This window comes from Facklamia sp. 7083-14-GEN3, from assembly GCF_024742075.1.
GTDB lineage: Bacteria > Bacillota > Bacilli > Lactobacillales > Aerococcaceae > Facklamia.
In genome coordinates this window covers 187,572-211,333 of the sequence record NZ_JANSGD010000004.1, presented here as the reverse complement: position 1 = coordinate 211,333, position 23,762 = coordinate 187,572, and the positions used below count along the sequence as shown (strand labels likewise).

Below are 23,762 nucleotides of genomic sequence, written 5' to 3'. Positions count from 1 at the left end.
CGGTTTTACGAATAGACCCTTACACATTTTGGTGTTTGTCTTTGTTCAGTTTTCAATGAGCTTCGCTGTCAGAAGTGACAACTTCTATATACTAGCATGGTTTGGTTTTTTTGTCAAACCTTTTTTGAAGTTTTTTCAAACTTTTTTTGCTTTCGTTTTGGTCGTTCGTGACGACAAGAAATAATATAGCATGTGTTGCTATCTTAAGTCAAGAGTCTTTTCAAACTTTTTTCACATTTTTTCTTATCGCTTTGTTATAATATTAATTACTTCATATAAGAGGAGCTTTCTTATGACTAATAATATTGAGTTTACAATCGAAGATTTACCGTTACTTTGGGAATCAACCGTCGGTCTCGAAAGAGAAACTGTTCGAATTAATTCCAACGGATTAATTAGTGAGAGTGACCATCCTCATGATTGGGGAAATCGCTCCTTTCACCCTTATCTTCAAACTGACTTTTCAGAAAGTCAATTAGAGTTAATTACTCCACCCTTTTCTACTAATGAAGAGGTAATCAACTGGTTGGCTGCCCTCCACCAGATAGCACAGGATAGAATTTCAATTTCAAAGCCAGTAGAAACGCTTTGGCCTTATAGTATGCCACCTCGACTATCTAATATTAATCAAATTCGAAGCGCTGTATTAGATGATCAAGGTGACTATAATTATCGTAAATATCTTATTTCATACTATGGTAAAAAAGTTCAACTACTATCAGGCATCCATTATAACTTTCAAATTAATGAACAGCTTTTGAATCAAAAATTGAAAGTCTCAGAATTAGAATATGTCTCCAATCGCAATAAGGTCTACATGGACTTGACGCGCAAATATCTGTATTACCGTTGGGTATTAACCCATCTTTTAGGGGCCACCCCTTATTTTTCAGATGATTATGAGACTGTTTTATACGGCAAACCTCACAAAACTGTTATGAAATCGGTTCGCCAAAGTCGCTATGGCTACAGGAATAGTCAAAACGTTTCAGTTTCTTATCAAGATTTTTATACATATGTCACAGATATTGAAGATTTCATTTCTCGAGGTTTTCTTCATTTTGAGAAGGAACTCTACCGAGATGTTCGAATGCGAGGGGCTAAACCTAATCGAGCTATGCTTACTGAAGGTATTTCTTACTTAGAATTTAGAAATTTTGATCTTAATCCTTTTCAACTTTTTGGAATTAGTTTAGAAGATCTCGATTTTATTAAAGTATGGATTCTTTCTTTACTTCTTCATCAACAATCAATTAGTGAAGAGGAAATTCATCTAGCAAATGAGCGTAACCAAAACACAGCAGAATCAAACCCTACAGATCCATTAATTAATAAAGAACTTTTTAAGTCTTTTTCACAAACCCTACTAGCTGTAGCCAAAAATCTTGATTTTCATTTTTATCCTGACTCTTATTTAAGTCATCTTGTCTCTAAAAAATTGGAACAAATAGAACTACCTATCCATACACTTTCAGGCCAAATTACTAGTCAATATACCGACTTCAAAGATTTTACCAAAGGCTTGCTTAAACTCAGTCAAACTTTTCAAAAACAATCTTTAAAAAACAAGTATCTCCTACATGGTTTCGAGAAGTTAGAACTTTCGACACAAGCCTTAATAAAAAAAGCGATAGAACTTGGCATTCAAGTTACCATCATTGATAAGGAGGATAACTTAATTGAACTTCAATTCAATGAGCATACAGAATTAATCAAAAATGCCAACATGACTTCTTTGGATAGTCAGGTTTCATACTTCTTAATGGATAACAAAACAGCTACTAAATTCGTGCTTGATAGAGAAAATATTCAGACACCTAAAGGAAGAAAATTCAACAATTTAAACCAAGCAATCAAATATTATACTCTATTAGATAAATCTGCAATTGTAATTAAACCACAAAATACTAACTATGGTTTGGGGATTACTATCTTCGACAATTTTCCAGAAAAAGAAACCTATATAAAAGCTATGAAAGAAGCTTTTAAACATGATCACACGGTATTAGTTGAAGAATTTATTGAAGGGATTGAACTGAGATTTTATGTGCAAAATCAAAAAGTTTTAGCTATTTGTGAAAGACAAGCCGCTCATATTATTGGTGATGGCCAGCACACTATTGAACAGTTAATTGACCTGGAAAACCAACATCCTTTCAGAGGGCCTAGACATCTAGCTCCTCTTACCTTATTAGAAAAAGGTGAAATAGAAAGATTAACTCTTGCAGACCAAAGTTATTCTCTTCAATCAATTCCCTTTAATGGTAAAAAAGTCTACTTAAGAAAAAATTCCAATGTTTCTTCAGGAGGAATTGCCATCGATCGAACCAATCAAGTTCATTCAGATTTTATTAAAATTGCGGAACAAACAGCCGCAGCCATGAAAGCCACTTTCTGTGGAGTAGATATCATTATTAAGAACTATCGAGAACCTATATCTAACTCCAATTCTTACGCTGTGCTAGAGGCTAACTACAATCCAATGATGAGTTTGCACCTTTTTCCTGCTATCGGACAGGCACAACCTTTAGCTGAACAAGCGCTTGAACTCTTATTTCCTGAACTACATTAGTAAATTTAAAAAAACCTAGGTATCAAATCACTGATACCTAGGTTTTTTTAATTTATTATTATTATGCGTTATCTTTAATTTGCTTAATTGTCTCTGCATTCAACTCTTTTACTACTGCTGTAACTAATTTAACCATATTTAAGTAGTCATCTTCGTGAATAACAGAAGTATGTGAATGTAAATAGCGAACTGGAACAGTAATCGCAATGGATGGAATACCATTTAAGGATAAGTGTTGTGCACCAGCATCTGTCCCACCACCAGGAATAAATTCGAATTGATAAGGAATGTTTTCTCTATCAGCCACTTCTACTACAAATTCACGTAGGCCGCGATGAGCAATCATTGAGCTATCGTAAACAATAATTTGAGGTCCTTTTCCTAATTTACTTGCAGACTCATCTTTAGTCATACCAGGTGTGTCACCTGCTGTACCAGTATCTAAAGCAAATGAAATATCAGGATTGATCATATGAGCCGCAACTCTAGCTCCACGTAGACCAACTTCTTCTTGTACGTTAGCTCCAGAGAATAGAACAGTCTCATGACCATCTTTAGCTAAATTCTTCAACACATCAATTGCAACTGCCATACCAATACGGTTATCCCAAGCTTTACCTAAGAGGAATTTAGTGCCATTCATACGACGTGTTTCGATATATGGAGTGATCATATCACCAGGACGAATACCCCATTCCATAACTTCATCTTTAGAAGAAGCACCTAAGTCAATAAAGATATCTTTAAATTCCATTGGCTTTTTACGAGCTTCTGCAGTTAGTACATGTGGAGGTTTAGATCCTGTTACACCATGGAATGTCTTACCTTCTCTTGTAGTTACTGTTACTTGTTGTGCTAAGACAACTTGACTCCACCAACCACCAATGGTTACGAATTTAAGAAATCCTTCATCGGTAATTTCTTTAACCATAAAACCAACTTCGTCTAGGTGAGCAGCTAACATAACGCGTGGTCCATCCACATTTCCTGTATGCTTAGCAAAAATACCACCCAAACCATCTTGCAGATATTCTTCTGCTTGGTCTTTAGTTTCTTCTTTAAACAATTCGCGAACATAACGCTCGTTGCCACCGATTCCGTTAACTTCTGTTAGACGTTTAAGATATTCTTCATTTACTGACATCTTGCATCCTACTTTCTTAATAAGTATTTGTATTAATTTTAACAAAGAATTCGTTTTCAATCAAAGAAATTCTTTTTTATTTAAAGAGGGATTCTTTAATCAGACTTCTTTTTTTAATTTCTTCAACCAAATAGGGACGTACAAGTAGATTATAGCTAAAATTATTATTAGCCAAGCACAAGAAACCCACAGAAGTGTTAAGGATAAACCTACTTTAACTAGCATTCCCAAACAAAAAGCAAGCATCATCATTGCCAAAATTGAAGCTAACATCTTCTGAAAAGCTGCTTTTTTCAATTGTAAATCTTGAGTGGGATAAAGTAATTGAAAAGGTAAATTATTTCCTAGTAAGTAAATCGGCAATATTTGAATGAGTGCGAGCCAAAAACCAATTACCCCTATTATCGTTAATGCCAACCAATTTTCAGGCAATAACAAAATGATGATCAGAATAAATACTGTAATACGAAGCCATATACCTGAATAGCCTTCATGTCGTGTAATCATTCGAGCGAAGAAATAGCTATATCGATTAACCTTTTTCCCTTGAATCAAATTCATCAAAGGATACAACCATTTCCGTTCCTTAATAGGTGTTTTTACTTGTGGAACATCTGCAAATAGTGAAATCAGCTTATAAAAACGCGATTTATTAGCTTGAGACTGTTTAATAACGAACTCAAAATCGATAAGATTTTTAGCTAATAACCGATAACGCCAATATACAATCGTTAGATATAACCCGCTTACTACTAGCATTATTATTAGTGGATAGGGATCTGGTAAATAAAAGCTTATAGTTATAAATACTCCGGTAAAATAGTTGAGTGTTTTTACGGAATTTCTGGATAAAAAATGGCTATTTTGATAATAAAGATTTAGGTATTGATTGATCACAGCTAAAACTTTTAAAGTTGCATAAATAAAACAGAAGAAAACGGCATTATTTTGATTCCAATCACTCACAATTGAGATCAACGGATAGAAGAGAAAACCTATTAAAAGAGCTAGGCCTGCTTGAGAAAGTGCGGTGTAGATAAAAGCTTTTCGCCAATATTTAAACCAATCCCTCCCCCTAGGAAATAAATAAGATCGGTCAGCCTCATGATTTAACCATAAAGGGTGCCCGAGGTTTAAAAATACTGTAAGAAAAAAAGCTATCATCAAAGGAATCATCCATACGAAAGAAAAATAGGAAGCTTGATTTAATCTTTCAAGGAGATCCCTATAAGTCAAAGCTAGAAAACCCATCAGTACGAAAATCACTATGGAGAAATGATCATTAAAAATTAATCGACCATATTTCCCTATTTCTTTTAATAATTGATTCGCTCTTTTGTTAAATAATTGATTCAAATTATTCATTAACTTCACCTGTTTTAGTCATGGTCATATAGATATCGTTTAAGTTCGCTCCTTGGAAATTATAAATAGTTTGCAACTGATTTAAGTCTCCTTGAGCTACAAGTTGTCCTTGTTGAAGTAAAAGAAAAGAATCGCACAAGTCCTCAGCAATCGCTAAAATGTGTGTCGTAAATATAATCGATCGGCCAGAAGCTGCACTCTTCTTCAATAAATCTATGAATTGTTGAATGGCTAATGGATCTAATCCTAAGAATGGTTCATCAATAATCAATAATTGAGCATCCGTAACTAGAGCACAAATAATCATTACTTTTTGCTTCATTCCTTTAGAAAAGTGAGTGGGGAACCACTCTAGCTTTTTATCTAGGCGAAATTTCTTTAAAAGAGGTTGGGCTCTTTGCATAACTGTTTCCATCGGGATTTGATACCCAAGAGCGGTCATTTCTAAGTGCTCCTTCAAAGTTAATTCTTCGTACAAAATAGGCGTTTCAGGAATATAAGCAATTTGACTAGCATACTTTTGATGGTCTTCTGCAATTGATATGCCATCAAATAACACTTGACCTGACTGGTTAGGTAAAAGTCCTAAAATAGTTTTCAAAAGCGTTGATTTTCCTGCACCATTCAAACCAACTAATCCGACTATTTCGCCTGAATGAATTTCAAAATTTACATCTTTAATGACTGGAACATTGCGATAACCGCTTGTTAGATTTTCAACTGCTAATTTCATTTATTCTCCTCTAATCTTCAACAATTTGATCATTCAAAATAATTTCCCAAGCTTTTCTTGCTAAATCAATTTTTTCCATTTTCGGCAAGTTCATAACTTGTCCTTTTTCATTTAAAAGAGTCACTTGATTGTTTTTTGAATTAAAGCCGATGTCTTTCTGAGAGACATCATTCGCGATAATCCAATCTGCTCCTTTTGACTTTAATTTTCTCTGGGCATATTCGATTAAGTTTTGAGTCTCCGCAGCAAAGCCAACTAAAACTTGCTGCTTTTTATTTTGTCCTAATTCCGCTAAAATATCTGGGTTTTCTGTAAGTTCCCATATGATTTTCTCACTCTCTTGATCCTTCTTCTTAATTTTGTGTTCAGCTTGATCCATCATTCTGAAGTCACTCACCGCAGCTGCCATAATAACGTAGTCCGTTTGCGCATAACGCTCATTGATTTCTTTTTGCATTTGAAGGGCTGATTCTACTAAGATTAATTTCATATTATCCATCATTGGAAAGTGGTCTTTAGTGGAAATGAAGGAGACTTCTGCTCCCAGAAAGCTCGCAATTTTGGCCATAGCATAGCCCATTATGCCAGAAGAATCATTGGAAATATAACGAACCGGATCGATTCTTTCTCTCGTACCACCTGCTGTTACAATCACTTTTTTATCCTTTAATAATTGAGGGTAAAAACGTTTAGCTGCTATACTTTCAAGCTTTTCAACAATCTGAGTAATAGCAGGTAAGCGTCCTTTACCCTCATAACCTTCTGCTAAAAAGCCCGTGTCTGGTTTTAACAAGTAATAATCATCTTCCTGTAGGCGTTTTAAGTTTCTTTGAGTGGCAGGATGATGATACATATTTGTGTTCATTGCCGGACATACTAAGCACGGACAATGAACAGCCAACAATGTTGTAGAAGCTATTTCATCTGCAATGCCATTTGATAATTTCCCTATAATATTAGCTGTTGCAGGAGCCACAACTACAAGATCACACCAATCAGCAAACTCAATGTGCTGAACATGTTCAGCATCATTTTCACTGAAAGTATCTGTCAGAACCTCATGACGTGAAAGCACTTGAAGGGTTAGTGGAGTTATAAACTCACTCGCTGAACTTGTCATTAATACGCGCACAATTGCCCCCGCTTTAATAAGTTGACGTACTAATTCTGTTGCTTTGTAAGCTGCAATTCCACCTGTGACAACGACACCAATTTTTTTACCTAGTAGAACCATTCTAGAGCTCCTATCTATCTTATTATTTATAAAACTGAGAACATCTATTCAAGTAATTATCTTTCCATGTTAAACTGTATAAAAAGATAAAGGAGATTCCTATGTTACCTGAAATAAACTTAATTAATCTTGGTGAGGATAACTATTCCATTGAATTCACATACTTATTTAATAAACCACAAAAAGATGTGTGGTCCTTTTTAACAGATAAATCATTGATGAAAAAATGGTGGAGTGACCTTTCCCTAATAGATGAAATTGAGGTAGGCAATCATTTGCATTATACTGACCAAAATAAAAACGAACAGCATGCAGAAATATTAGCCTTTGATAGCCCTCGTTTATTTTCTTTTACTTGGAGTATGGGGTTCATTAAGATAGAGTTATCATCGACAAATCATTCGGAAACCTATCTCGCCTTCCAGTATTGGGTGCCACTCATTACAGACCAATCTCATCACGAGCTTAGCCAATGGATTTTAAACTTAGAACTTTTAGAAACACTCTTGAACAATAAAGAAGCCATCGATAAAAAGAGCCGTTACTATCAAATTGACCAGTATGTTGAAAAACTAATTAAAGAATACATTTAGTAATTTGCGCGTTCTCCACCAATTAATTTTGGTCGCGATGATAAACCATTTACCCTTGCAGATCCTAGTTGATTGTACTTAAAACGAACGGGAATTTGCACATGTTTTATATGCATACCTATATGTGTTTCTCCAACATCAATTCCAGCTGTTGCTTGTACATGTTCTACCATGACCGGATCGTTAAACAATTGATAGGCTGCTACCGCTGCCCCTCCACCTGCATGCAAAGCCGGAACAACTGAGACAATCTCTAAATCATATTTCTTAGCTGCTTGGCGTTCTATCACTAAACTGCGATTAATATGCTCACAGCCTTGAACGGCAAGAAAAAGCCCCATCTTGTTTGTAGTTTTAATTAGGGCCTTGACTAATTGTTCCCCATACTCTGGACGTGAATCCTTGCCAATTTTTCCACCTGCCATTTCAGATGTTGAGCAACCTAAGACAAAAATATCTTGAGATTCTACTTTTTCCTGGAACAAATCCTCAATTTCTCCCATTAATCGATCGATTTCTAATTCTATTTCCATGATTATCACCTTCTGTATTTTCCTTCATTTTACCACATTTAATCGCAAATAAAAAAGCGCACCCAAGGTGCGCTTTGTTTGTATTAGTAGCTAATTATTTAACCGCGTCTTCCCAAGTAGAGATTTCTCCTAAAAAGATTCCACGAATAGCTTCTAGAGTCATTTCTTCAGCAGGATTTTCATTGTTTACCACTACTGCGATACCATCGATAGCAATTGCATCGTGCTCTAAAACTTCCAATTCTTCATCTTTTAATTCACGAGAAGCCATACCTAAGTCAGCAGTATCATTCATTGCTGCTTCCATACCTGCAGATGAACCATTTGAAGTAATATTAATTTCAACATTTGGTTGGAATTCTTTATATGCTTCAGCAAGTTTTTCCATTAAAGGCGATACAGAAGTAGATCCAACAACTTCAACCGTTCCTTCTAATTCTGCAGTTGCTTCATAAGGAGCTAATTCACTTTCTTCTTCTCCTTCTGCAGCTTCTTCAGTTTCTTCCATTTCTTCTTCAGTTTCTTCCATTTCTTCTGCAGCTTCTTCAGTTTCTTCTTCGTCTGTAGCTTCATCTAATTCTTCGCCAGCAGGTGTAACGCTGATGTATCCTTCTTCTTCAACAACTGCTTGCCCTTCTTCAGAATGAATGAATGTTAAGAAATCTGATGCTACTTCAGATAATTCTTTTTCCGCTGACCAAGCTACGTTAAATGGACGAGCAATTGGATAGTCTCCAGCTTTGATAGCTTCAGGAGTTGCGTCAGAACCATCAACTTTAACTGCTTTTACAGACTCATCAAGTGATCCTAATGAGATATATCCAATTGCTGAAGGATCTCCAGCAACTGTTTGCATTACACCAGATGTTTGGTTTTGTACAGTAGCGTTTTGAGTTGTTAAATCGTTATCATCTTCGTCTACTACGCCTACGATTTCAACGAATGCGCCACGAGTACCAGAACCGTCTTCACGACTGATTACATTAATTGGTCCCTCTTGAGCCATTGTTGGAACAACTACAGATAAACCTAAACCTGCTACAGCTACTAATGGTAAAGCTTTTAATGATTTTTTCATTAATTACATCTCCTTAAATTTTATCAAATCAACGACATTACTACATAACTAATATCGAACTCACTCAATATCAGCACATTCATAGTATACAAAAAGTTTGTAAATTTCGTGTAAATTTAATGTTAAGTTTGAGTAAAGTCTAGTGATTTAAATCCACAATTTCTGCTCTTTTAAGATAGACAATACGCTCACATATATTAGTCACATAGTCACCAATTCTTTCAATTGAATTACCAATTGCTAGATAATTAATCCCTGGACTTACTGCCTCACGATTTTTCTCCATTCTTAAGGCAGAATCATTGTATAGTTGTTTAAGGCATGCATCAACTAATTCGTCACGATCGGCAATTTCTTGTGCTTTCACCGCATCTCTTTCTGAAAATGCTTCTAGAACATCATTAATCATTTCAAAAACCATTTGAGCCATTTTATTAATTATTTCTGTTAAATGTTTGATTTTTTCTGTTTCTTCGTCCGATCGATTAACATTTTTGGCTATTAATACAGCATGGTCACCAATTCTTTCTAAGTCAACACTGATACTCATTACTGTAAAGATCAAACGTAAATCTTCTGCCACAGGTTGTTGTAAAGCTATTAAACGATAAGCTTCTTTTTCAATTTCATTCGCTAATTGATTAATTTCTTGATCCGCTTCTTTTAATTTGGATGCCGCACTAGTATCGCTATTATTAAAAGCATTAATAGCTAAATGTACGTTCTCAATGACTGCAGTTGCTTGTTCTGATAATTTATTTGAAAAGTCTTCTAAATCCTGTGTATAAATATTTCTCATGATTGACTCCTTTCAAGTGTCTATCCAAAGCGTCCAGAAATATAATCTTGTGTTTGATCATTAGCTGGATTCGAGAAGATTTTTTCGGTTTCATCGAATTCAACCACCACACCTTCATAGAAAAAGGCAGTTTTATCAGAAATACGTCCGGCTTGTTGCATATTGTGCGTAACGATAATTACAGTATATTTTTTCTTTAATTCACTTACTAAATCTTCAATTTTGTTTGTAGAGATAGGGTCTAAAGCAGAAGTAGGTTCATCCATTAGAATAACTTCAGGTTGGTTAGCAATAGCACGAGCAATACAAATTCTTTGTTGTTGGCCCCCTGATACAGCTGTGGCATTTTGGTGAAGTTTATCTTTAACCTCGTTCCATATAGCCGCTCCTTTTAAAGACTCTTCTACTATTTGATCTAATTGTGTTTTGTCTTTTATGCCATGAGTTCTAGGTCCGTATGCAATGTTGTCATAGATAGATTTCGGAAAAGGGTTAGGTTGTTGGAAAACCATTCCTACTCTTTTACGTAAATCATTTACATCCATTCGTTTATCATAAATATCCATACCATCAAGAGCAACTTTTCCATCAACTCGAGTGCCTGGTGTCAAATCTTGCATTCTGTTTAAAATTTTTAAGAATGTAGATTTTCCACAACCAGAAGGTCCGATAAGGGCCGTTACCAAATTTTCTTCTATTTCCATGTCGATATTTTTTAATGCATGGAAATCACTGTAATAAAAGTCTAAATTTTGAACTGAGAATTTTGATTTGTTTGCCATTTTATTTTCCTCCTGAACCTAATCGAGCGCCTAACAATGTAGATAACCAGTTGATAATTAAGACCATCAATACTAGAACCGCTCCTGTTGCATAAGCTTCTTTAACATGAAAACCCTCTGAAGATAAAACATACATATGTGTAGCTAATGTTCTTCCCGAACTTAATAAGTTTTTAATCATACCTGAAGACGTACCCATAGTATAAATTAAAGCCGCTGATTCCCCTACAATACGTCCAATTGCCAAGATTATTCCAGATAAGATACCTGGCATGGCAACTGGAAGAACAACTGTAAAAATCGTTCTCAATTTTCCAGCACCCAAAGCTAAAGAACCCATCCTTAAAGAATTATTAACTGAAAGCAAGGCTTCTTCTGTTGAAGAAATAATGATTGGCAAAATCATAATGGATAGTGTTAGTATTCCAGCAATGTGCGAGTAAGATTTAAAAATTACGTTTACGAACAATAACATTCCGAATAAGCCATAAACAATTGAAGGAACCGCCGCCAGTGTGTCAGTTGCTAATCGAATCCAATGCACATAACGATTTCCACGGTCAGCATACTCAACTAAATAAAAGGCTGAAAAGACTCCGATTGGAGCAGATATTAAAAGTGAGCACCCTATCATGATTAAGGTTGAGATTATAGCTGGCATCATTGATACATTATCTGAATTGTATTCCCATGCAAAGAGTTGAGTGTTCATAACCGGCAACCCATTCCAAAGAATGAAGCCAATTATAAAGAGCAGCATACCTATTGTAAATAATGCCGCCAACCACACTATAAAACGAATGATTTTTGCGCTCATTAATTTCTATCTCCTTTCGATTTAATCCACATGAAGGTTCCGTTAATAATTAAGATAAAAACAAATAATACAGAGGCCGTCATAATTAGTGCATGTTGGTGATCACCGCTTGCATATCCCATTTCCAACACAATGTTGGTGGTTAATGTTCTTGTTCCTTCAAACAAGCTTTTAGCTAATCTTGGTTGGTTTCCAGCAATTAATACCACCGCCATTGTTTCACCAATCGCACGACCAATCCCTAAGATAATGGCAGATAAAATACCGGATTTAGCAGCTGGCACGATGACATTTAAAACAGATCTCTCATGTGTAGCACCAAGGCCCATTGAAGCATTATAATAGTGTCTCGGCACCGCTCGAATAGCTGCTTCTGAAAGTCCAATTACAGTCGGTAGAATCATTACACCTAATAAGACCGATGCTGTCAGTATATTCATTCCGTTATTAGCTGGTAAAAACTTTAAACCTCTGATAAATGGAACCATCATTTGAAGAGCGAAAAAACCATAAACGATTGAAGGAATAGCTGCCATTAAGTTAATTGCTGGCTTAAAGATTCTATATAAAAAGTCCGGGCAAAAATATGCCATAAAAATAGCCGTTAGAACTCCAATGGGAACCCCAACAACAATAGCGCCAACAGTAACGTAGATAGATCCCATAATAAAAGGGAAAATACCATAAAGCGGCTCTTTCCAAGAAGGCTGCCACTGCTGACCTACAAAGGTTTTTAAGAAGCCATGCTTCATTAGAAAAGGAATTCCACCTTGGAATTTCCAAACTCCGTCATCCACAGTTCCACCTACAAAGATGAAATAGAAGATTAAAATTATTGATAAAATAGATAAGAATGCACAAAACATAAAGACATATTTCATGAATCTTTCTAACGCTTTACCCTGCATTAAGACAACTCCTCCACAATTTACTTGACTACAATAATTCTTACATTGATAGTACATAGTTATTGTACTTTACCTATGTAAATTCTTTGTAAATTTTCAGCAAATAATGTTACAAATACGTTACAAGAAGCTGGATAAAGGGCTTACTTATAACATTCCCAACTGTAAGCGCCATCATTAATTAGGTAGAATAATCGTAAACGATGTTCCTACTCCCACTTGACTTTTTACCTCGATTTTACCGCCCATCATTTTGACTAAATTGCGCACTATCGAAAGCCCAAGGCCTGTTCCACCTGAATTTCGACTGCGTGCTTTATCAACTCGATAAAACCTTTCAAAGATACGATCCATTTCTGTTTCGGGTATCCCTATTCCTGTATCAGCAACCGTTATTTCAATTTTTTTCTTTTTTTCTTTAATACTAATTGTTATTTGACTACCTTCATCTGAATAGTTAATGGCATTATCTAATAGATTAGTTAAAATTTGTTCAAAGCGATGTTGGTCTGCTTTTAAAGCAATGTTGTCACTAGAAATCAGCTCTACCCTAATCGATTTTTGGGCAATTTTTTGAGAAAGAAACTCAATCATATTTTCTGTTACTTTATCCACATAAAAGCTTGCTCTAGGTATATTGTTTTCGCTTTTTTCAACGCGAGATAACTCAAGAATATCTTCAATAATCATTTCTAATCGATTACTTTCTTTGGCAATAATATTAACAAATTTATTAGCTGCTTTCTTATCTTTTAAGGCACCATTTAAAAGCGTTTCTGCGAAGCCCTTAATAGCAGTTACAGGGGTTCTTAATTCATGCGAAGCGTTGGCTACAAATTCACTTCTCACCGTTTCTAACCGGCGGATCTCAGTAATATCATAGAGTAACACTAAAAAAGACATCTCACTAGCTTGGTATTCTTGATAAGAAAGAATGTTAACATCCAAGAATTTTGATTTAGGTACATAAACTTCTACTTCTTCTTGAATAGGTGAATGTGTCTGCATCACTCGATTAATTAGGGTGATTAACTGAAAAGATTTCAAAATCGCTTGATAAGGACGACCAATTACAGTAGGTGACAATCCTAAAATTTCTTCTAAAGCTGGATTCATAAGGTCAATTCTACCTTGAGAGTCAATAACTAATACGCCAAGATTGATATTTTCCAACAATAAGGAATATTGTTGTTGTCCAGATATCAGATCATTTCGATCCTCTCCTAGGTATTTAACAATATCTGTAACTGATTGTCCTAATTGATTAACTTCGGGAATTGAATGTTCAAGATATTCATAATGATAATCCGATTCTTTGATTTTTTCGATACCTTGTCTTATTGATTGAATCGGCCCCGTAGTTTTTAATAAAGCTAACCTAATAGCTAAATAAACTAGAGCAAACTGTACCATAAAATAAATTGCCACCATTTTCCAATATTGTCGCCATTTGAAAGCAAACTGATTCTTATTTACCGATTCCACTATCCAAAAAGTCTTTTTATTCCATTTTATCTTTTTAGCAGAATAGATTCTTTGATCCGCTCTCCATGAAAACGTTTCTTGATCCTTATTTTTTTTAATCTTTTGATCAATAATACTAAGACTGCTCTTAGTATTCCCTTCTTTTGATTTTCTCCATAAAGTAGACAAAATCAATTGTTTTTCTGAATTTTTATTTTGAGAAATTAAAAAAGCTTCTCGATCTTCTCCATTAATAATTCTTTCTAAGTCTTGGTAATAATCTTCTATCCCACTTTTATTTTTAACAAAAATTGAATTTGAATGAGTCTCTACTTGATTTTCAAAAAGCATATAGATAGTCTGATTCATTTGCCTGTATCCCAGATAAGCTAAAGATGAAATACCAATCATAAATAGTAAAATTCCCGTTCCTAATTGACGGCGTCTTTTGCTCGGGTCTACCAGTTTCATACTTGAGGCACCTCAAATTTATAACCAAATCCTCTTACGGTCTTAATATATTCAGGATTTTTCGTGTCGCTTTCAATTTTTTCCCTCAAATGTGAAATATGAACGTCGACGATTCTTGTTTCACCGGCGTAGTCAAAATTCCATATATTATTAAGCAATTGATCACGACTCAAAATTCGTCCTTTTCGAACAGCCATATAAAGCAAGAGTTCAAACTCTTTAGGGGTTAAATCAATTAATTTTCCATCACATTTAACTTCATAGCGACCTGGAAATATCTCTAGTTTACCCAACTTTATTACATCATTCGGATTTTCTGATGCAATAGAAGGTGCTTGCAGAGGAGTTATATCAACTGAATCTGTCTGATTGTCAACTTCTATTGTACTTTTCTCACTACTTTGAATTCTTCTGCCGATTGCCTTTATCCTAGCAATAACTTCTCTAGGACTAAAAGGTTTGGTCATATAATCATCTGCTCCTAATTCCAGGCCGATAATCTTATCATATTCATCATCTTTGGCTGTCAACATTAAAATAGGCGTTTCAATCTTTTCTTGACGCACACGGCGACATACATCCATTCCATCCATTTTTGGAAGCATAATATCTAGGATGATAAAATCAAACTTCTCTTTTTTAATCATTTTATAAGCAGTTTTACCATCTTCTGCAGTAACCACTTCATAGCCAGCTTGACTTAGATTATATTCTAGTAACATTAATATCGATTGTTCATCATCGACAACTAGTACTCTTTTCATACCCAACCTCCTAGGATCTCTAATTACCTTCTTATTCTATCAGACGCCCCTATCTATTAAAAGATTTCTTCTATTCTGCTCAATGTCATACTATAAAAAAAGACTTCCTTTTCATAAGAATAGGAAGTCTTTAAATCTTTTATTTTAAAAATTTATTTACCGCTCTTTTTGCTGCTAAAATACCCAAGATATAGCCTAAAACGATTAAAACACCCGCAATGTAGAGAATGTTAGGATATATAGGCATTGCATAATCAGGATTAAAAGCCAATAACTCTTGAGCTAGGCCAAGAATCGCTTGGTAGGAAAAATACAAAATAGTACTGGCTATGGCAGCACCAATAATTCCAACACTTCCTCCTTCAATAACGAATGGTGCCTTTATATAAGATTTTCTAGCACCTACTAGTTCCATAATTTCAATCTCTCTTGAACGTGACTGAATAGTCATTTTAATTGTATTCGAGATAAGCAAGATAGCTATCAGAATAAAAATAGTTCCTAAAATAGCTATAGCATATCGCATAATTTCAATGGTTTGAATTAATCCTTCGAGATTGACCGAGCCTATGTTAGCACTTTGGACCCATTTTAACTTTTGCACTTTTTCGGTCACTTCTTCTAATGAGTTGGCAGAATTCACTGTTACTAAGTACATGTTATTAAGAGGATTTTTATCCACTAACACATCAAAATCTTCTGTAATAACTTCTTGGTAGGATTCTAGTTCATCTTCTGCCGAGCGATAAACAACTTTCTCAACATTATCGATTTCTGCTATTTCTTCTCCAAGACCTCGTTCATCAGAGACCTCTGCTAAAGGATCAATCATCACTCGTACTTGAATCTCATTTTCAATAGTTTCTGTTAATTGATTAATGTTTAATACTAAAACAAAAAAGGTACCTAATAAAAATAAAGTAAGACTCATAACAACGATTGATGCTGAAGTCATCCACCCATTTCGAAATAAATTTCTCATGCCATCCCTAAGATGACGAATACGGGTTCTAATCCATTTCATTTTTTACACCTCTTTGTATATCTCTCACCAATTTGCCTTGATGCATTTGCAAAATTCGATGAGGATGGGAGTTCACAATATTATCATTATGTGTTCCCATTAAAATAGTAACTCCAGAACGATTAACCTTTTCTAAAGCTCGCATGATCAAAACTGCACTCGTTGGGTCTAAATTACCTGTCGGTTCATCTGCCACAAGTACTTGAGGACGATTAGCTAAAGCCCTGGCTATGGAAACTCTTTGTTGCTCTCCACCTGATAATTCGTTTGGTAATTGGTGCATTTTAGACTTTAAGCCAACGATATCAAGAACTTCCAATACGCGCTTGTTAATTTTCTTTTTACTCTCACCTGTAACTTCTAGTGCATAAGCGATATTTTCAGCTACTGTAAATTGGTTCAATAGTTTAAAATCTTGGAAAACTACTCCTACTTGTCTTCGTAATAAATGAACTTTTCTTTCGGATAAGTCGTGTGCTTTAAATTGATTAACAATCACCTGACCACTTGTAACTTCCTCTTGACGATTTAACAATTTCATCAGTGTAGACTTCCCAGAACCACTGGGTCCTACCAAATAAACAAATTCTCCTTTATTTATCTCAAGACTCACATCTTTAACTGCCCAAATTCCATTATCGTACTTTTTACTTGCTTTAATTAGCTTAATCAACATTTTCACCTCGCATACTGGATTTTCTTCTCTCTTATCAATTATTTTTCTTCTTGGATGTTCCATCTTAAGTAAGCATCAATAAAAGGATTTAATTCACCATCCATTACCGAATCTATATTACCCGTTTCATAATTAGTTCTATGATCTTTTACCATTGAGTAAGGGTGGAAAACATAGGACCTAATTTGAGAACCCCAGGCGTTATCTTTTTGCTCGCCTTTAATCGCTTGTAATTCAGCTTCCTTTTCTTCAACTTCTTTTTGATAAAGTTTTGCTTTCAAGAGACTCATTGCTTGTTCTTTATTTTGGATTTGTGAGCGATTGGATTGGCTTTGAGTAACTATTCCAGTAGGAAGATGTGTAATTCGAACAGCTGAAGAAGTTTTGTTGATATGCTGCCCACCCGCTCCTGAGGCTCTATAAGTATCAATTCGTAAATCTTCTGGATTTACTTCTACCTCAATCGAATCATCTATCATTGGGGTAACATCGATTGAGCAAAAAGAAGTATGTCTACGTGCATTTGAATCAAATGGCGAAATACGTATTAGACGATGGACGCCTTTTTCCGACTTCAAATGTCCGTATGTTTTATAGCCAGAAACCTCAAACGTAGCGCTTTTAATGCCAGCTTCATCCCCATTTTGATAATCAATAAATGTTATCGCATAGTCGTTGTGACTCGCCCAACGCTCATACATTCTCAATAGCATTTCTCCCCAATCTTGAGATTCAGTTCCTCCCGCTCCTGGATGAATTTCCACAATAGCATTAAGATGGTCATGATCCCCTGATAAAAGAAGAGATAGTTGGTAATCATCAATCTGTTTATTGAGTATGATCAACTTTTCTTCTAGCTCTTTTTGTAATTCAGAATCTAGGCTTTCTTCAATTAATTCTAGACCAATCATCACATCGTCTAAACCCTCTTCTAATTGATAAAAAGAATCTTTTTCGAGTTTACATTTATTTAATTCTTGAATTAAAGATTGCGCTGCTTGATTATCATCCCAAAAATCTTCCCTTAGCATCTTTGATTCCATCTCAGCAGTGTCTGCTTCTAATTTATCGATGTCAAAGAGACCCCCTAATTTTTTCTATGTTAAGTTGAGCTGATTCTATTTGGTCTTTAATTTCATATATTTCCATCGTATCACCTTGCTTTTTTTATTGACACAAAAGGTCCCTTGGAGTTAATCCGCAGGACCTTTGCTATTCTGTCATACTAGCCTTTTAATGTTTTTACACTTTGGTGTTTAGGCATTGAACTTGGTTTTACTCGAGGAGTAGTAGAATTAACTTGCTCCCTCTCCAAATTCTGACGAATTTGTGCCTTCATTATGAATCGAGTGATGTCATATTCAATTGCTGCAATCATTTCTTGGAAGCGATCAAAGCCTTCTGTTTGATATTCTGTTAGAGGATTTGTTTGAGCATATGCTCTTAGCCCAACCCCTTGACGTAAATGATCCATCGCATCAATATGGTCTGTCCATTTCGAGTCAACCACACGCAGAATAATTACTTTTTCAAATTCTAAAACTTGTTCTGGCCCATTCAATAAAGCAATTTTCTCGTCAAAGGCCGAAACAGATTCATTATATAGATAATTTATTAATTCTTCTCTAGTCTTACGTTCTAAGTCTTTAACCGAGATTTTTTCTGGACTAAATAAAGTGTTGTGAACGAAGTCTAATAGACTATCCAAATTCCAATCCTTTTCTTCGTTTTCAGTAGCATAGGCCACTTCACGCTCAATGGTTCGTTTAATCATTGCTTTAATATGAGGAGTTAAGGTTTCCTCTTCATTAATGACTGCTAATCTTTGACCATAAATAACTTCTCTTTGCTCACGCATAACTTCATCGTACTCTAAAACGCTCTTACGAGTATCATAGTTATTACCTTCTACTCTTTTTTGAGCAGATTCAACTTGACGGGATAACATCTTACTTTGAATAGCAAGATCCTCGCCCTCATTGTTGTCATCAGTCATATTCAGCTTTTCCCATACCTTTTGAATTCTATCTGATCCGAAACGACGCATCAAGTCATCTTCTAGTGATAAATAGAATTGTGATGCTCCCGGGTCTCCTTGACGACCTGCCCGTCCACGTAACTGATTATCAATTCGACGTGATTCGTGACGTTCAGTCCCAATAACAGCCAGTCCGCCTACTTCTTTAACTCCTGAGCCTAATTTAATGTCGGTTCCCCGTCCAGCCATATTGGTCGCGATTGTTACCGCACCTCTTTGACCGGCAGCCATAACAATTTCAGCTTCTTTAAAGTGGTTCTTAGCATTTAAGACTTCATGAGGAATTCCTTCTTTTGATAATAATTTTGATAAGTACTCTGAAGTTTCTACAGCCACTGTCCCTACTAGAATAGGTTGACCATTAGCATGACGCTCTTTAATTTCTTCAACAACTGCTGCAAATTTAGCTTTTAAGTTCGGATAAAGTAAATCTGGATGGTCTTCCCTGATAACTGGTCGATTAGTTGGAATAGAAACAACATTAATGTTGTAAATTTCTCTAAATTCTTCTTCTTCCGTCTTAGCTGTTCCCGTCATTCCTGATAACTTTTCATACATACGGAAGTAGTTTTGGAAAGTTATCGTTGCCATAGTCTTGGACTCATCTTGAATCTCTACATTTTCTTTGGCTTCAATCGCTTGGTGAAGTCCGTCTGAGTATCGACGTCCATCCATGATACGCCCTGTAAATGGATCGACAATCTTAACTTCTCCTTCGTCTACCACATAGTCAATATCGTGAATCATAATATAATTTGCACGTAAAGCTTGATCAATGTGATGAACCAATGTTGAATTTTCGACATTATAAAGATTTTCTAAACGGAAGATTTTTTCAGCCTTGTCAACTCCAATGTCTGTTAAAACAATTGATTTAGAAGTTAAATCTATAGTGTAGTCTTCTTCTTCCTTCAATCCCTTAACAAAGTAATCTGCTCGATTATAAAGAGCTGTTGATTTCTCACCTTGACCCGAAATAATCAACGGAGTACGCGCCTCATCAATTAAGATAGAATCCACTTCATCTACTACTGCGAAGTATAGTGGTCTTTGAACCATTTGAGATTTGTAAACAACCATGTTGTCTCTTAAATAATCAAACCCTAGCTCATTGTTTGTAGAATAAGTTACATCGCAAGCATAAGCTTCACGCTTTTGAGCGGCATTCATTGAGTTGAGATTTAAACCGACGGTTAACCCTAAAAAGCGGAAAACTTCTCCCATCTCTTTAGAGTCACGCGTTGCTAAATAATCGTTAACAGTAACAACGTGAACCCCTTTACCTGACAAAGCATTCAAATAAACAGGCATTGTCTCGGTCAAGGTTTTACCTTCACCCGTTTTCATCTCGGCAATATCACCATTATGAATGACAAAACCACCTTGAATTTGAACACGATAAGCTAGTAAACCTAATACTCGATAGGCAGCCTCTCTTACAACCGCAAATGCCTCTATCTGAATATCATCTAAGCTTTTTCCGCTAGCTAATTTATCTTTTAAAATTGTGGTTTGGGCACGCAATTCTTCATCAGTCATCGTGCGATATTCTTCTTCTAAGTCGATTACTTGGTCAGCTAATTTTCCTGTTCTTCTCAATTCAGCATTATCATTCTCGATTAAATTTTTTAAAAAGTTGGCCATTTATATGCTCCTTTAATTCCCATTATCCTTGTTTATTCATATCCTGAATAAATTTTCTCACTGTAACATTGTATCATTAAAAACTCGACTTTCAAACAATTTTCTATACTGCTCTCTTGTATTCGTCTAATTCTTTTTATTATCTAACAATAAAAAAAGTGAAGGACTTTTGTCAGCCCTTCACTTTGTATTTAAATACATTCTATGCTTAAGATTTACCTTTTATTTAATCCATTCTCGCTGTTTCTATTAAACCATATCGACCATCCTTACGACGATAAACGATATTAATTTCATTCGTTTCTGCTTCTTTGTATACAAAGAAATCGTGTCCTAACATATTCATTTGTAAAACAGCTTCTTCTGAATCCATCGGTTTTAAAGCAATACGCTTAGAACGAACAATTTGTAAATCTGGTTCACTTTCATCTTCGTGATCATTAGCATTTGAGGCTTGTGCCAAATCTGCTGCGGTAATTCCTTCAAAGCCTTTTTCACGTGATTTACGGTTAATTTTAGTTTTATATTTTCTTACTTGTCGCTCTAATTTATCAACCACAAAATCAATACTTGCATATAAATCATGAGTTGTTTCTTCAGCTCTGAGCACTAAGAAAGATAAAGGAATAGTTACTTCAGCCTTTGCTGTTTTATCAGGATAAACCCTCAAATTCACATAAGCTGTTGCATTCGGTACATCATTGAAAAAACGTTCAAGTTTTGAAACTTTCTTTTCAGCGTACTCTCGAATAGCTTGAGTAACCTCGATATTTTCTCCACGAACATTATAGTTAAACATAAATATCCCTCATTTCCTCTCTATTTGGTCTAAGACCCGATAGACCTTAAACCCAAAAGCTATTACTAGCTTAATGATATTATAACATACGCACCCAACGATTGAAAGCGCTGCATATTTTAGCCGATCAATTGATTTCTTGCTAAAGTAATACTTTTTAAATCTATTTTCCCTTTGCTAATAGCTTCAAAATTTTGTGTGATTTCTAATTTTGCTTGAATCATAGTGGCTCCTGTTGTATACACATCATCAAAAATCAGAAAACCTTTTTTTCCTTTTAGTCTTTCTTCTTCTATATTTATCCAAGCATATGGACGAGTGAGTGCTAAGCGATCTTTTCGACTTTTGGCTGCTTGTCTCATTTCGTTTCCGATGTAGCGAAAGGGACAACAATAGGGAATATCAGCTATTTCTAATAAATAAGCAGTCGGATGAAACAATCTTTCTTTTAAACTTGACTCAGAACTAGTTAAAACAAGCCAAATGTAGTTTGCATATTGTTTATATGCCTTCTTTAAAGCCTGTTTCATGACACTAGCCATGCGACAATCTCCATCATACTTATAACGAGTAATCCACTCTTTAAAACTATCATTGTAGTCAAAAACCGCTTGGTTATTAATGAGTTTTAGAGGGTATATTTTGCGCCAACGATAACAATCCAGACAGTAATACTCATCAGTATCTTTAAGTCTATGACTAGATTGATATTGAGTGCTACCATCTAATTTTCTTCCACAAGCTCTACACCTCTCACCTTGAAAACGATACGGAACGAATTTTTTAAAACAGTCTCCACATAATGGTTCAAACTCAATAACTTCCCAGGAAAATAACTGTTGCCAAGTTAAATCACGTTCATAATTTTTTTGGCACATCAAACAAACTCCTTGATTAAATTTTTGCATTTAAAAGTCCTCTCTTCCTCGCTAATTGATTCATCTCCCTAATTTCTTTAACGGCTCTTTTCATTTCATTTGTAATGCCATAATGACCAAAAATAACTATTCCTGAAGGATATGAAGCTTTTCTACCCACCCTACCACTCATTTGAACTAAAGCTGATTTGGAAAAAAGGGGATCTTCAGCACCGAGAATATAAACATGACAATTTTCAAAAGTTACTCCTCTTTCGAGAATGGATGTAGAAATCAATAAATCATAAGAGCCTTCACGCATTTTTTCTACTTTCATATGCCTTAAAGGATCCGATGAATAAACATAGCTAAGAGAAAGAGATTTAAATTGCTTGTTCAGCCATTCAGACAGTAAAATAGCCAATTTTATATTGGCTATAAAAATTAACTTTCGACCATCAAGCGCAACAAAATCTTTCAAACTAGAAAAAAGCTTGGAATTGGTTTGTTCACTTATTAAGTGGCTTTTCCAATCCCCTAACCAAAAAAACAATGGCTCAACTAAAGGAAAACCATGAAAACGCGCTGGTAGAACAGTCTCGTAAATCAAACCTTTTTTAACTGCCTTCACAATTTTTTTATCTGGCGTTGCTGTCATAAAAATGAGCTTACCCTTTTCTTTTACTGCTCGATTTACAGCAAAATGTAAACAGTCATTATCAACATAGGGAAAGGCATCCACTTCATCCACTATCAATAAATCAAAAGCTTGAAAAAACCTTAGTAGTTGATGAGTGGTTGTAATTAAAATGTCACACGGCTCATATTTCGTTTCACTTTTTCCATGCAATAAAAGAACCTTAACCGAATTAAAAGCAGATTTAATCCTTGGAAATAGCTCAATACAGACATCAACTCGAGGAGAAGCTACAGCTATCTTCCCCCCTTTTCTCAAAATTTCATCGATATTTGGGAAAAGCATTTCGGTCTTACCCGCCCCCGTTACAGCATGAATTAAATGCGGATGGTTACTATCATTTAATTGTTTTAGAACTTCTTGAGAAGCTTTATGTTGCTGCGGAGAAAGTTCTCCTTGCCAAGTGAGAAAAGACTTTTTATTTCTTATTTTTAATGGTTTATTATTGGGTAGATAATAAAGAAAGTCGCTACTGCTTATTCTTCCCATTTGAATACAAGCACAACAATAAATAATCTTACTTTTATTAAAAGAAATCATATAGTATTGTTGTTGATCTTGACAATTGCACCTGGAACAAAGGATATACTTCTGTTTTATTTTTATAGTAGGCATAGAATATAAATGATTAAATATCGTCTCTAATTTCAAGCTAGATTGAGATAAATATTTATTCCAGATCAATTCAACTTCTTTTTGAGTCATTAATTGACCAATAAAATATTCCTTCCACTCCATCAAAAATCTCCTTCCGTGTCTTTTTATAAAGT

22 protein-coding genes are annotated in these 23,762 nt (G+C 35.1%); 3 read left to right on the top strand and 19 right to left on the bottom strand.

What is annotated here, in order from left to right:
* Positions 1–184, top strand: a 184-nt coding sequence (locus NW240_RS08505; protein WP_258437145.1) for a hypothetical protein, incomplete at its 5' end; no start/stop codon positions are given.
* Positions 185–292: 108 nt separating this feature from the next.
* Complete coding sequence (gene gshAB / locus NW240_RS08500) at positions 293–2,572, top strand: bifunctional glutamate--cysteine ligase GshA/glutathione synthetase GshB (protein WP_258437144.1); 2,280 nt, start codon at positions 293–295, stop codon at positions 2,570–2,572.
* Positions 2,573–2,633: 61 nt separating this feature from the next.
* Here gshAB and NW240_RS08495 read toward each other — a convergent pair whose 3' ends face one another.
* From NW240_RS08495 to coaBC, 4 genes are all read right to left on the bottom strand, one after another.
* Positions 2,634–3,716, bottom strand: a complete 1,083-nt coding sequence (locus NW240_RS08495) for a M42 family metallopeptidase (protein ID WP_258437142.1) — start codon at positions 3,714–3,716, stop codon at positions 2,634–2,636.
* Between the two features lie 99 nt (positions 3,717–3,815).
* Positions 3,816–5,081: an ABC transporter permease gene (locus NW240_RS08490; protein ID WP_258437141.1), complete on the bottom strand. Its 1,266-nt coding sequence runs from the start codon at positions 5,079–5,081 to the stop codon at positions 3,816–3,818.
* Positions 5,074–5,814: an ABC transporter ATP-binding protein gene (locus tag NW240_RS08485; protein WP_258437139.1), complete on the bottom strand. Its 741-nt coding sequence runs from the start codon at positions 5,812–5,814 to the stop codon at positions 5,074–5,076. Before NW240_RS08485 ends, NW240_RS08490 begins: the two co-directional genes overlap by 8 nt.
* 10 nt (positions 5,815–5,824) lie before the next feature.
* Entirely contained in the window at positions 5,825–7,048 is a 1,224-nt protein-coding gene (gene coaBC, locus NW240_RS08480) for a bifunctional phosphopantothenoylcysteine decarboxylase/phosphopantothenate--cysteine ligase CoaBC (protein ID WP_258437137.1), read from the bottom strand.
* A 101-nt stretch (positions 7,049–7,149) separates the two neighbouring features.
* Here coaBC and NW240_RS08475 point away from each other — a divergent pair, with 101 nt between their 5' ends.
* A complete protein-coding gene (locus NW240_RS08475) occupies positions 7,150–7,641 on the top strand; it encodes an SRPBCC domain-containing protein (RefSeq protein WP_258437136.1) in 492 nt (163 codons plus the stop codon).
* Here the strand turns inward: NW240_RS08475 and NW240_RS08470 are convergent.
* The 15 genes from NW240_RS08470 to NW240_RS08400 all read right to left on the bottom strand — a co-directional run bounded on the left by NW240_RS08470 (position 7,638) and on the right by NW240_RS08400 (position 23,730).
* Positions 7,638–8,174, bottom strand: a complete 537-nt coding sequence (locus NW240_RS08470) for a TIGR01440 family protein (RefSeq protein WP_258437135.1) — start codon at positions 8,172–8,174, stop codon at positions 7,638–7,640. The two genes, NW240_RS08475 and NW240_RS08470, sit on opposite strands and share 4 nt — an antisense overlap.
* A gap of 94 nt (positions 8,175–8,268) precedes the next feature.
* Complete coding sequence (locus tag NW240_RS08465) at positions 8,269–9,252, bottom strand: substrate-binding domain-containing protein (RefSeq protein ID WP_258437134.1); 984 nt, start codon at positions 9,250–9,252, stop codon at positions 8,269–8,271.
* A 139-nt stretch (positions 9,253–9,391) separates the two neighbouring features.
* On the bottom strand, positions 9,392–10,051 hold the full coding sequence (phoU, locus tag NW240_RS08460; RefSeq protein WP_258437133.1) for a phosphate signaling complex protein PhoU: 660 nt from the start codon (positions 10,049–10,051) through the stop codon (positions 9,392–9,394).
* 20 nt (positions 10,052–10,071) lie between these two features.
* Positions 10,072–10,833, bottom strand: coding sequence for a phosphate ABC transporter ATP-binding protein PstB (gene pstB, locus NW240_RS08455; RefSeq protein WP_258437132.1), 762 nt, complete (start codon positions 10,831–10,833; stop codon positions 10,072–10,074).
* A gap of 1 nt (position 10,834) precedes the next feature.
* Positions 10,835–11,650, bottom strand: a complete 816-nt coding sequence (gene pstA / locus NW240_RS08450; RefSeq protein WP_258437131.1) for a phosphate ABC transporter permease PstA — start codon at positions 11,648–11,650, stop codon at positions 10,835–10,837.
* On the bottom strand, positions 11,650–12,558 hold the full coding sequence (gene pstC / locus NW240_RS08445; protein ID WP_258437130.1) for a phosphate ABC transporter permease subunit PstC: 909 nt from the start codon (positions 12,556–12,558) through the stop codon (positions 11,650–11,652). The genes pstA and pstC overlap by 1 nt, the downstream gene beginning before the upstream one ends.
* A gap of 177 nt (positions 12,559–12,735) precedes the next feature.
* On the bottom strand, positions 12,736–14,493 hold the full coding sequence (pnpS, locus tag NW240_RS08440; protein WP_258437129.1) for a two-component system histidine kinase PnpS: 1,758 nt from the start codon (positions 14,491–14,493) through the stop codon (positions 12,736–12,738).
* A complete protein-coding gene (locus tag NW240_RS08435) occupies positions 14,490–15,257 on the bottom strand; it encodes a response regulator transcription factor (RefSeq protein WP_258437128.1) in 768 nt (255 codons plus the stop codon). The genes pnpS and NW240_RS08435 overlap by 4 nt, the downstream gene beginning before the upstream one ends.
* A 139-nt stretch (positions 15,258–15,396) precedes the next feature.
* The gene (gene ftsX, locus NW240_RS08430) at positions 15,397–16,281 is read right to left on the bottom strand and encodes a permease-like cell division protein FtsX (protein ID WP_258437127.1); all 885 of its coding nucleotides are present in this window, start codon (positions 16,279–16,281) and stop codon (positions 15,397–15,399) included.
* Positions 16,268–16,957, bottom strand: a complete 690-nt coding sequence (ftsE, locus tag NW240_RS08425) for a cell division ATP-binding protein FtsE (protein ID WP_258437126.1) — start codon at positions 16,955–16,957, stop codon at positions 16,268–16,270. Before ftsE ends, ftsX begins: the two co-directional genes overlap by 14 nt.
* 38 nt (positions 16,958–16,995) lie before the next feature.
* Positions 16,996–18,106, bottom strand: a protein-coding gene (gene prfB / locus NW240_RS08420) for a peptide chain release factor 2 (RefSeq protein ID WP_258437125.1) whose coding sequence is annotated in 2 segments (ribosomal slippage) — positions 16,996–18,033 and positions 18,035–18,106 — 1,110 coding nt in all. Because the reading frame shifts where the segments join, the coding sequence is not laid out codon by codon here.
* Positions 18,107–18,182: 76 nt separating this feature from the next.
* Positions 18,183–20,639 carry a preprotein translocase subunit SecA gene (secA, locus tag NW240_RS08415; RefSeq protein ID WP_258437124.1) on the bottom strand — a complete coding sequence of 819 codons (2,457 nt, stop codon included), beginning with the start codon at positions 20,637–20,639 and terminating at the stop codon, positions 18,183–18,185.
* Positions 20,640–20,865: 226 nt separating this feature from the next.
* Entirely contained in the window at positions 20,866–21,438 is a 573-nt protein-coding gene (gene hpf / locus NW240_RS08410) for a ribosome hibernation-promoting factor, HPF/YfiA family (RefSeq protein ID WP_258437123.1), read from the bottom strand.
* Positions 21,439–21,557: 119 nt separating this feature from the next.
* A complete protein-coding gene (locus NW240_RS08405; protein WP_258437122.1) occupies positions 21,558–22,346 on the bottom strand; it encodes a ComF family protein in 789 nt (262 codons plus the stop codon).
* Complete coding sequence (locus tag NW240_RS08400; RefSeq protein ID WP_258437121.1) at positions 22,333–23,730, bottom strand: DEAD/DEAH box helicase; 1,398 nt, start codon at positions 23,728–23,730, stop codon at positions 22,333–22,335. The genes NW240_RS08405 and NW240_RS08400 overlap by 14 nt, the downstream gene beginning before the upstream one ends.
* Between the last annotated feature and the right edge of the window lie 32 nt (positions 23,731–23,762).

What these genes read in the sequence shown, in the direction of transcription:
- gshAB (WP_258437144.1), top strand. Translation starts at nt 293, where the DNA reads ATGACTAATAATATTGAGTTTACAATCGAAGATTTACCGTTACTTTGG.
- NW240_RS08495 (WP_258437142.1), bottom strand. Translation starts at nt 3,716, where the DNA reads ATGTCAGTAAATGAAGAATATCTTAAACGTCTAACAGAAGTTAACGGA.
- NW240_RS08490 (WP_258437141.1), bottom strand. Translation starts at nt 5,081, where the DNA reads ATGAATAATTTGAATCAATTATTTAACAAAAGAGCGAATCAATTATTA.
- NW240_RS08485 (WP_258437139.1), bottom strand. Translation starts at nt 5,814, where the DNA reads ATGAAATTAGCAGTTGAAAATCTAACAAGCGGTTATCGCAATGTTCCA.
- coaBC (WP_258437137.1), bottom strand. Translation starts at nt 7,048, where the DNA reads ATGGTTCTACTAGGTAAAAAAATTGGTGTCGTTGTCACAGGTGGAATT.
- NW240_RS08475 (WP_258437136.1), top strand. Translation starts at nt 7,150, where the DNA reads ATGTTACCTGAAATAAACTTAATTAATCTTGGTGAGGATAACTATTCC.
- NW240_RS08470 (WP_258437135.1), bottom strand. Translation starts at nt 8,174, where the DNA reads ATGGAAATAGAATTAGAAATCGATCGATTAATGGGAGAAATTGAGGAT.
- NW240_RS08465 (WP_258437134.1), bottom strand. Translation starts at nt 9,252, where the DNA reads ATGAAAAAATCATTAAAAGCTTTACCATTAGTAGCTGTAGCAGGTTTA.
- phoU (WP_258437133.1), bottom strand. Translation starts at nt 10,051, where the DNA reads ATGAGAAATATTTATACACAGGATTTAGAAGACTTTTCAAATAAATTA.
- pstB (WP_258437132.1), bottom strand. Translation starts at nt 10,833, where the DNA reads ATGGCAAACAAATCAAAATTCTCAGTTCAAAATTTAGACTTTTATTAC.
- pstA (WP_258437131.1), bottom strand. Translation starts at nt 11,650, where the DNA reads ATGAGCGCAAAAATCATTCGTTTTATAGTGTGGTTGGCGGCATTATTT.
- pstC (WP_258437130.1), bottom strand. Translation starts at nt 12,558, where the DNA reads ATGCAGGGTAAAGCGTTAGAAAGATTCATGAAATATGTCTTTATGTTT.
- pnpS (WP_258437129.1), bottom strand. Translation starts at nt 14,493, where the DNA reads ATGAAACTGGTAGACCCGAGCAAAAGACGCCGTCAATTAGGAACGGGA.
- NW240_RS08435 (WP_258437128.1), bottom strand. Translation starts at nt 15,257, where the DNA reads ATGAAAAGAGTACTAGTTGTCGATGATGAACAATCGATATTAATGTTA.
- ftsX (WP_258437127.1), bottom strand. Translation starts at nt 16,281, where the DNA reads ATGAAATGGATTAGAACCCGTATTCGTCATCTTAGGGATGGCATGAGA.
- ftsE (WP_258437126.1), bottom strand. Translation starts at nt 16,957, where the DNA reads ATGTTGATTAAGCTAATTAAAGCAAGTAAAAAGTACGATAATGGAATT.
- secA (WP_258437124.1), bottom strand. Translation starts at nt 20,639, where the DNA reads ATGGCCAACTTTTTAAAAAATTTAATCGAGAATGATAATGCTGAATTG.
- hpf (WP_258437123.1), bottom strand. Translation starts at nt 21,438, where the DNA reads ATGTTTAACTATAATGTTCGTGGAGAAAATATCGAGGTTACTCAAGCT.
- NW240_RS08405 (WP_258437122.1), bottom strand. Translation starts at nt 22,346, where the DNA reads ATGCAAAAATTTAATCAAGGAGTTTGTTTGATGTGCCAAAAAAATTAT.
- NW240_RS08400 (WP_258437121.1), bottom strand. Translation starts at nt 23,730, where the DNA reads ATGGAGTGGAAGGAATATTTTATTGGTCAATTAATGACTCAAAAAGAA.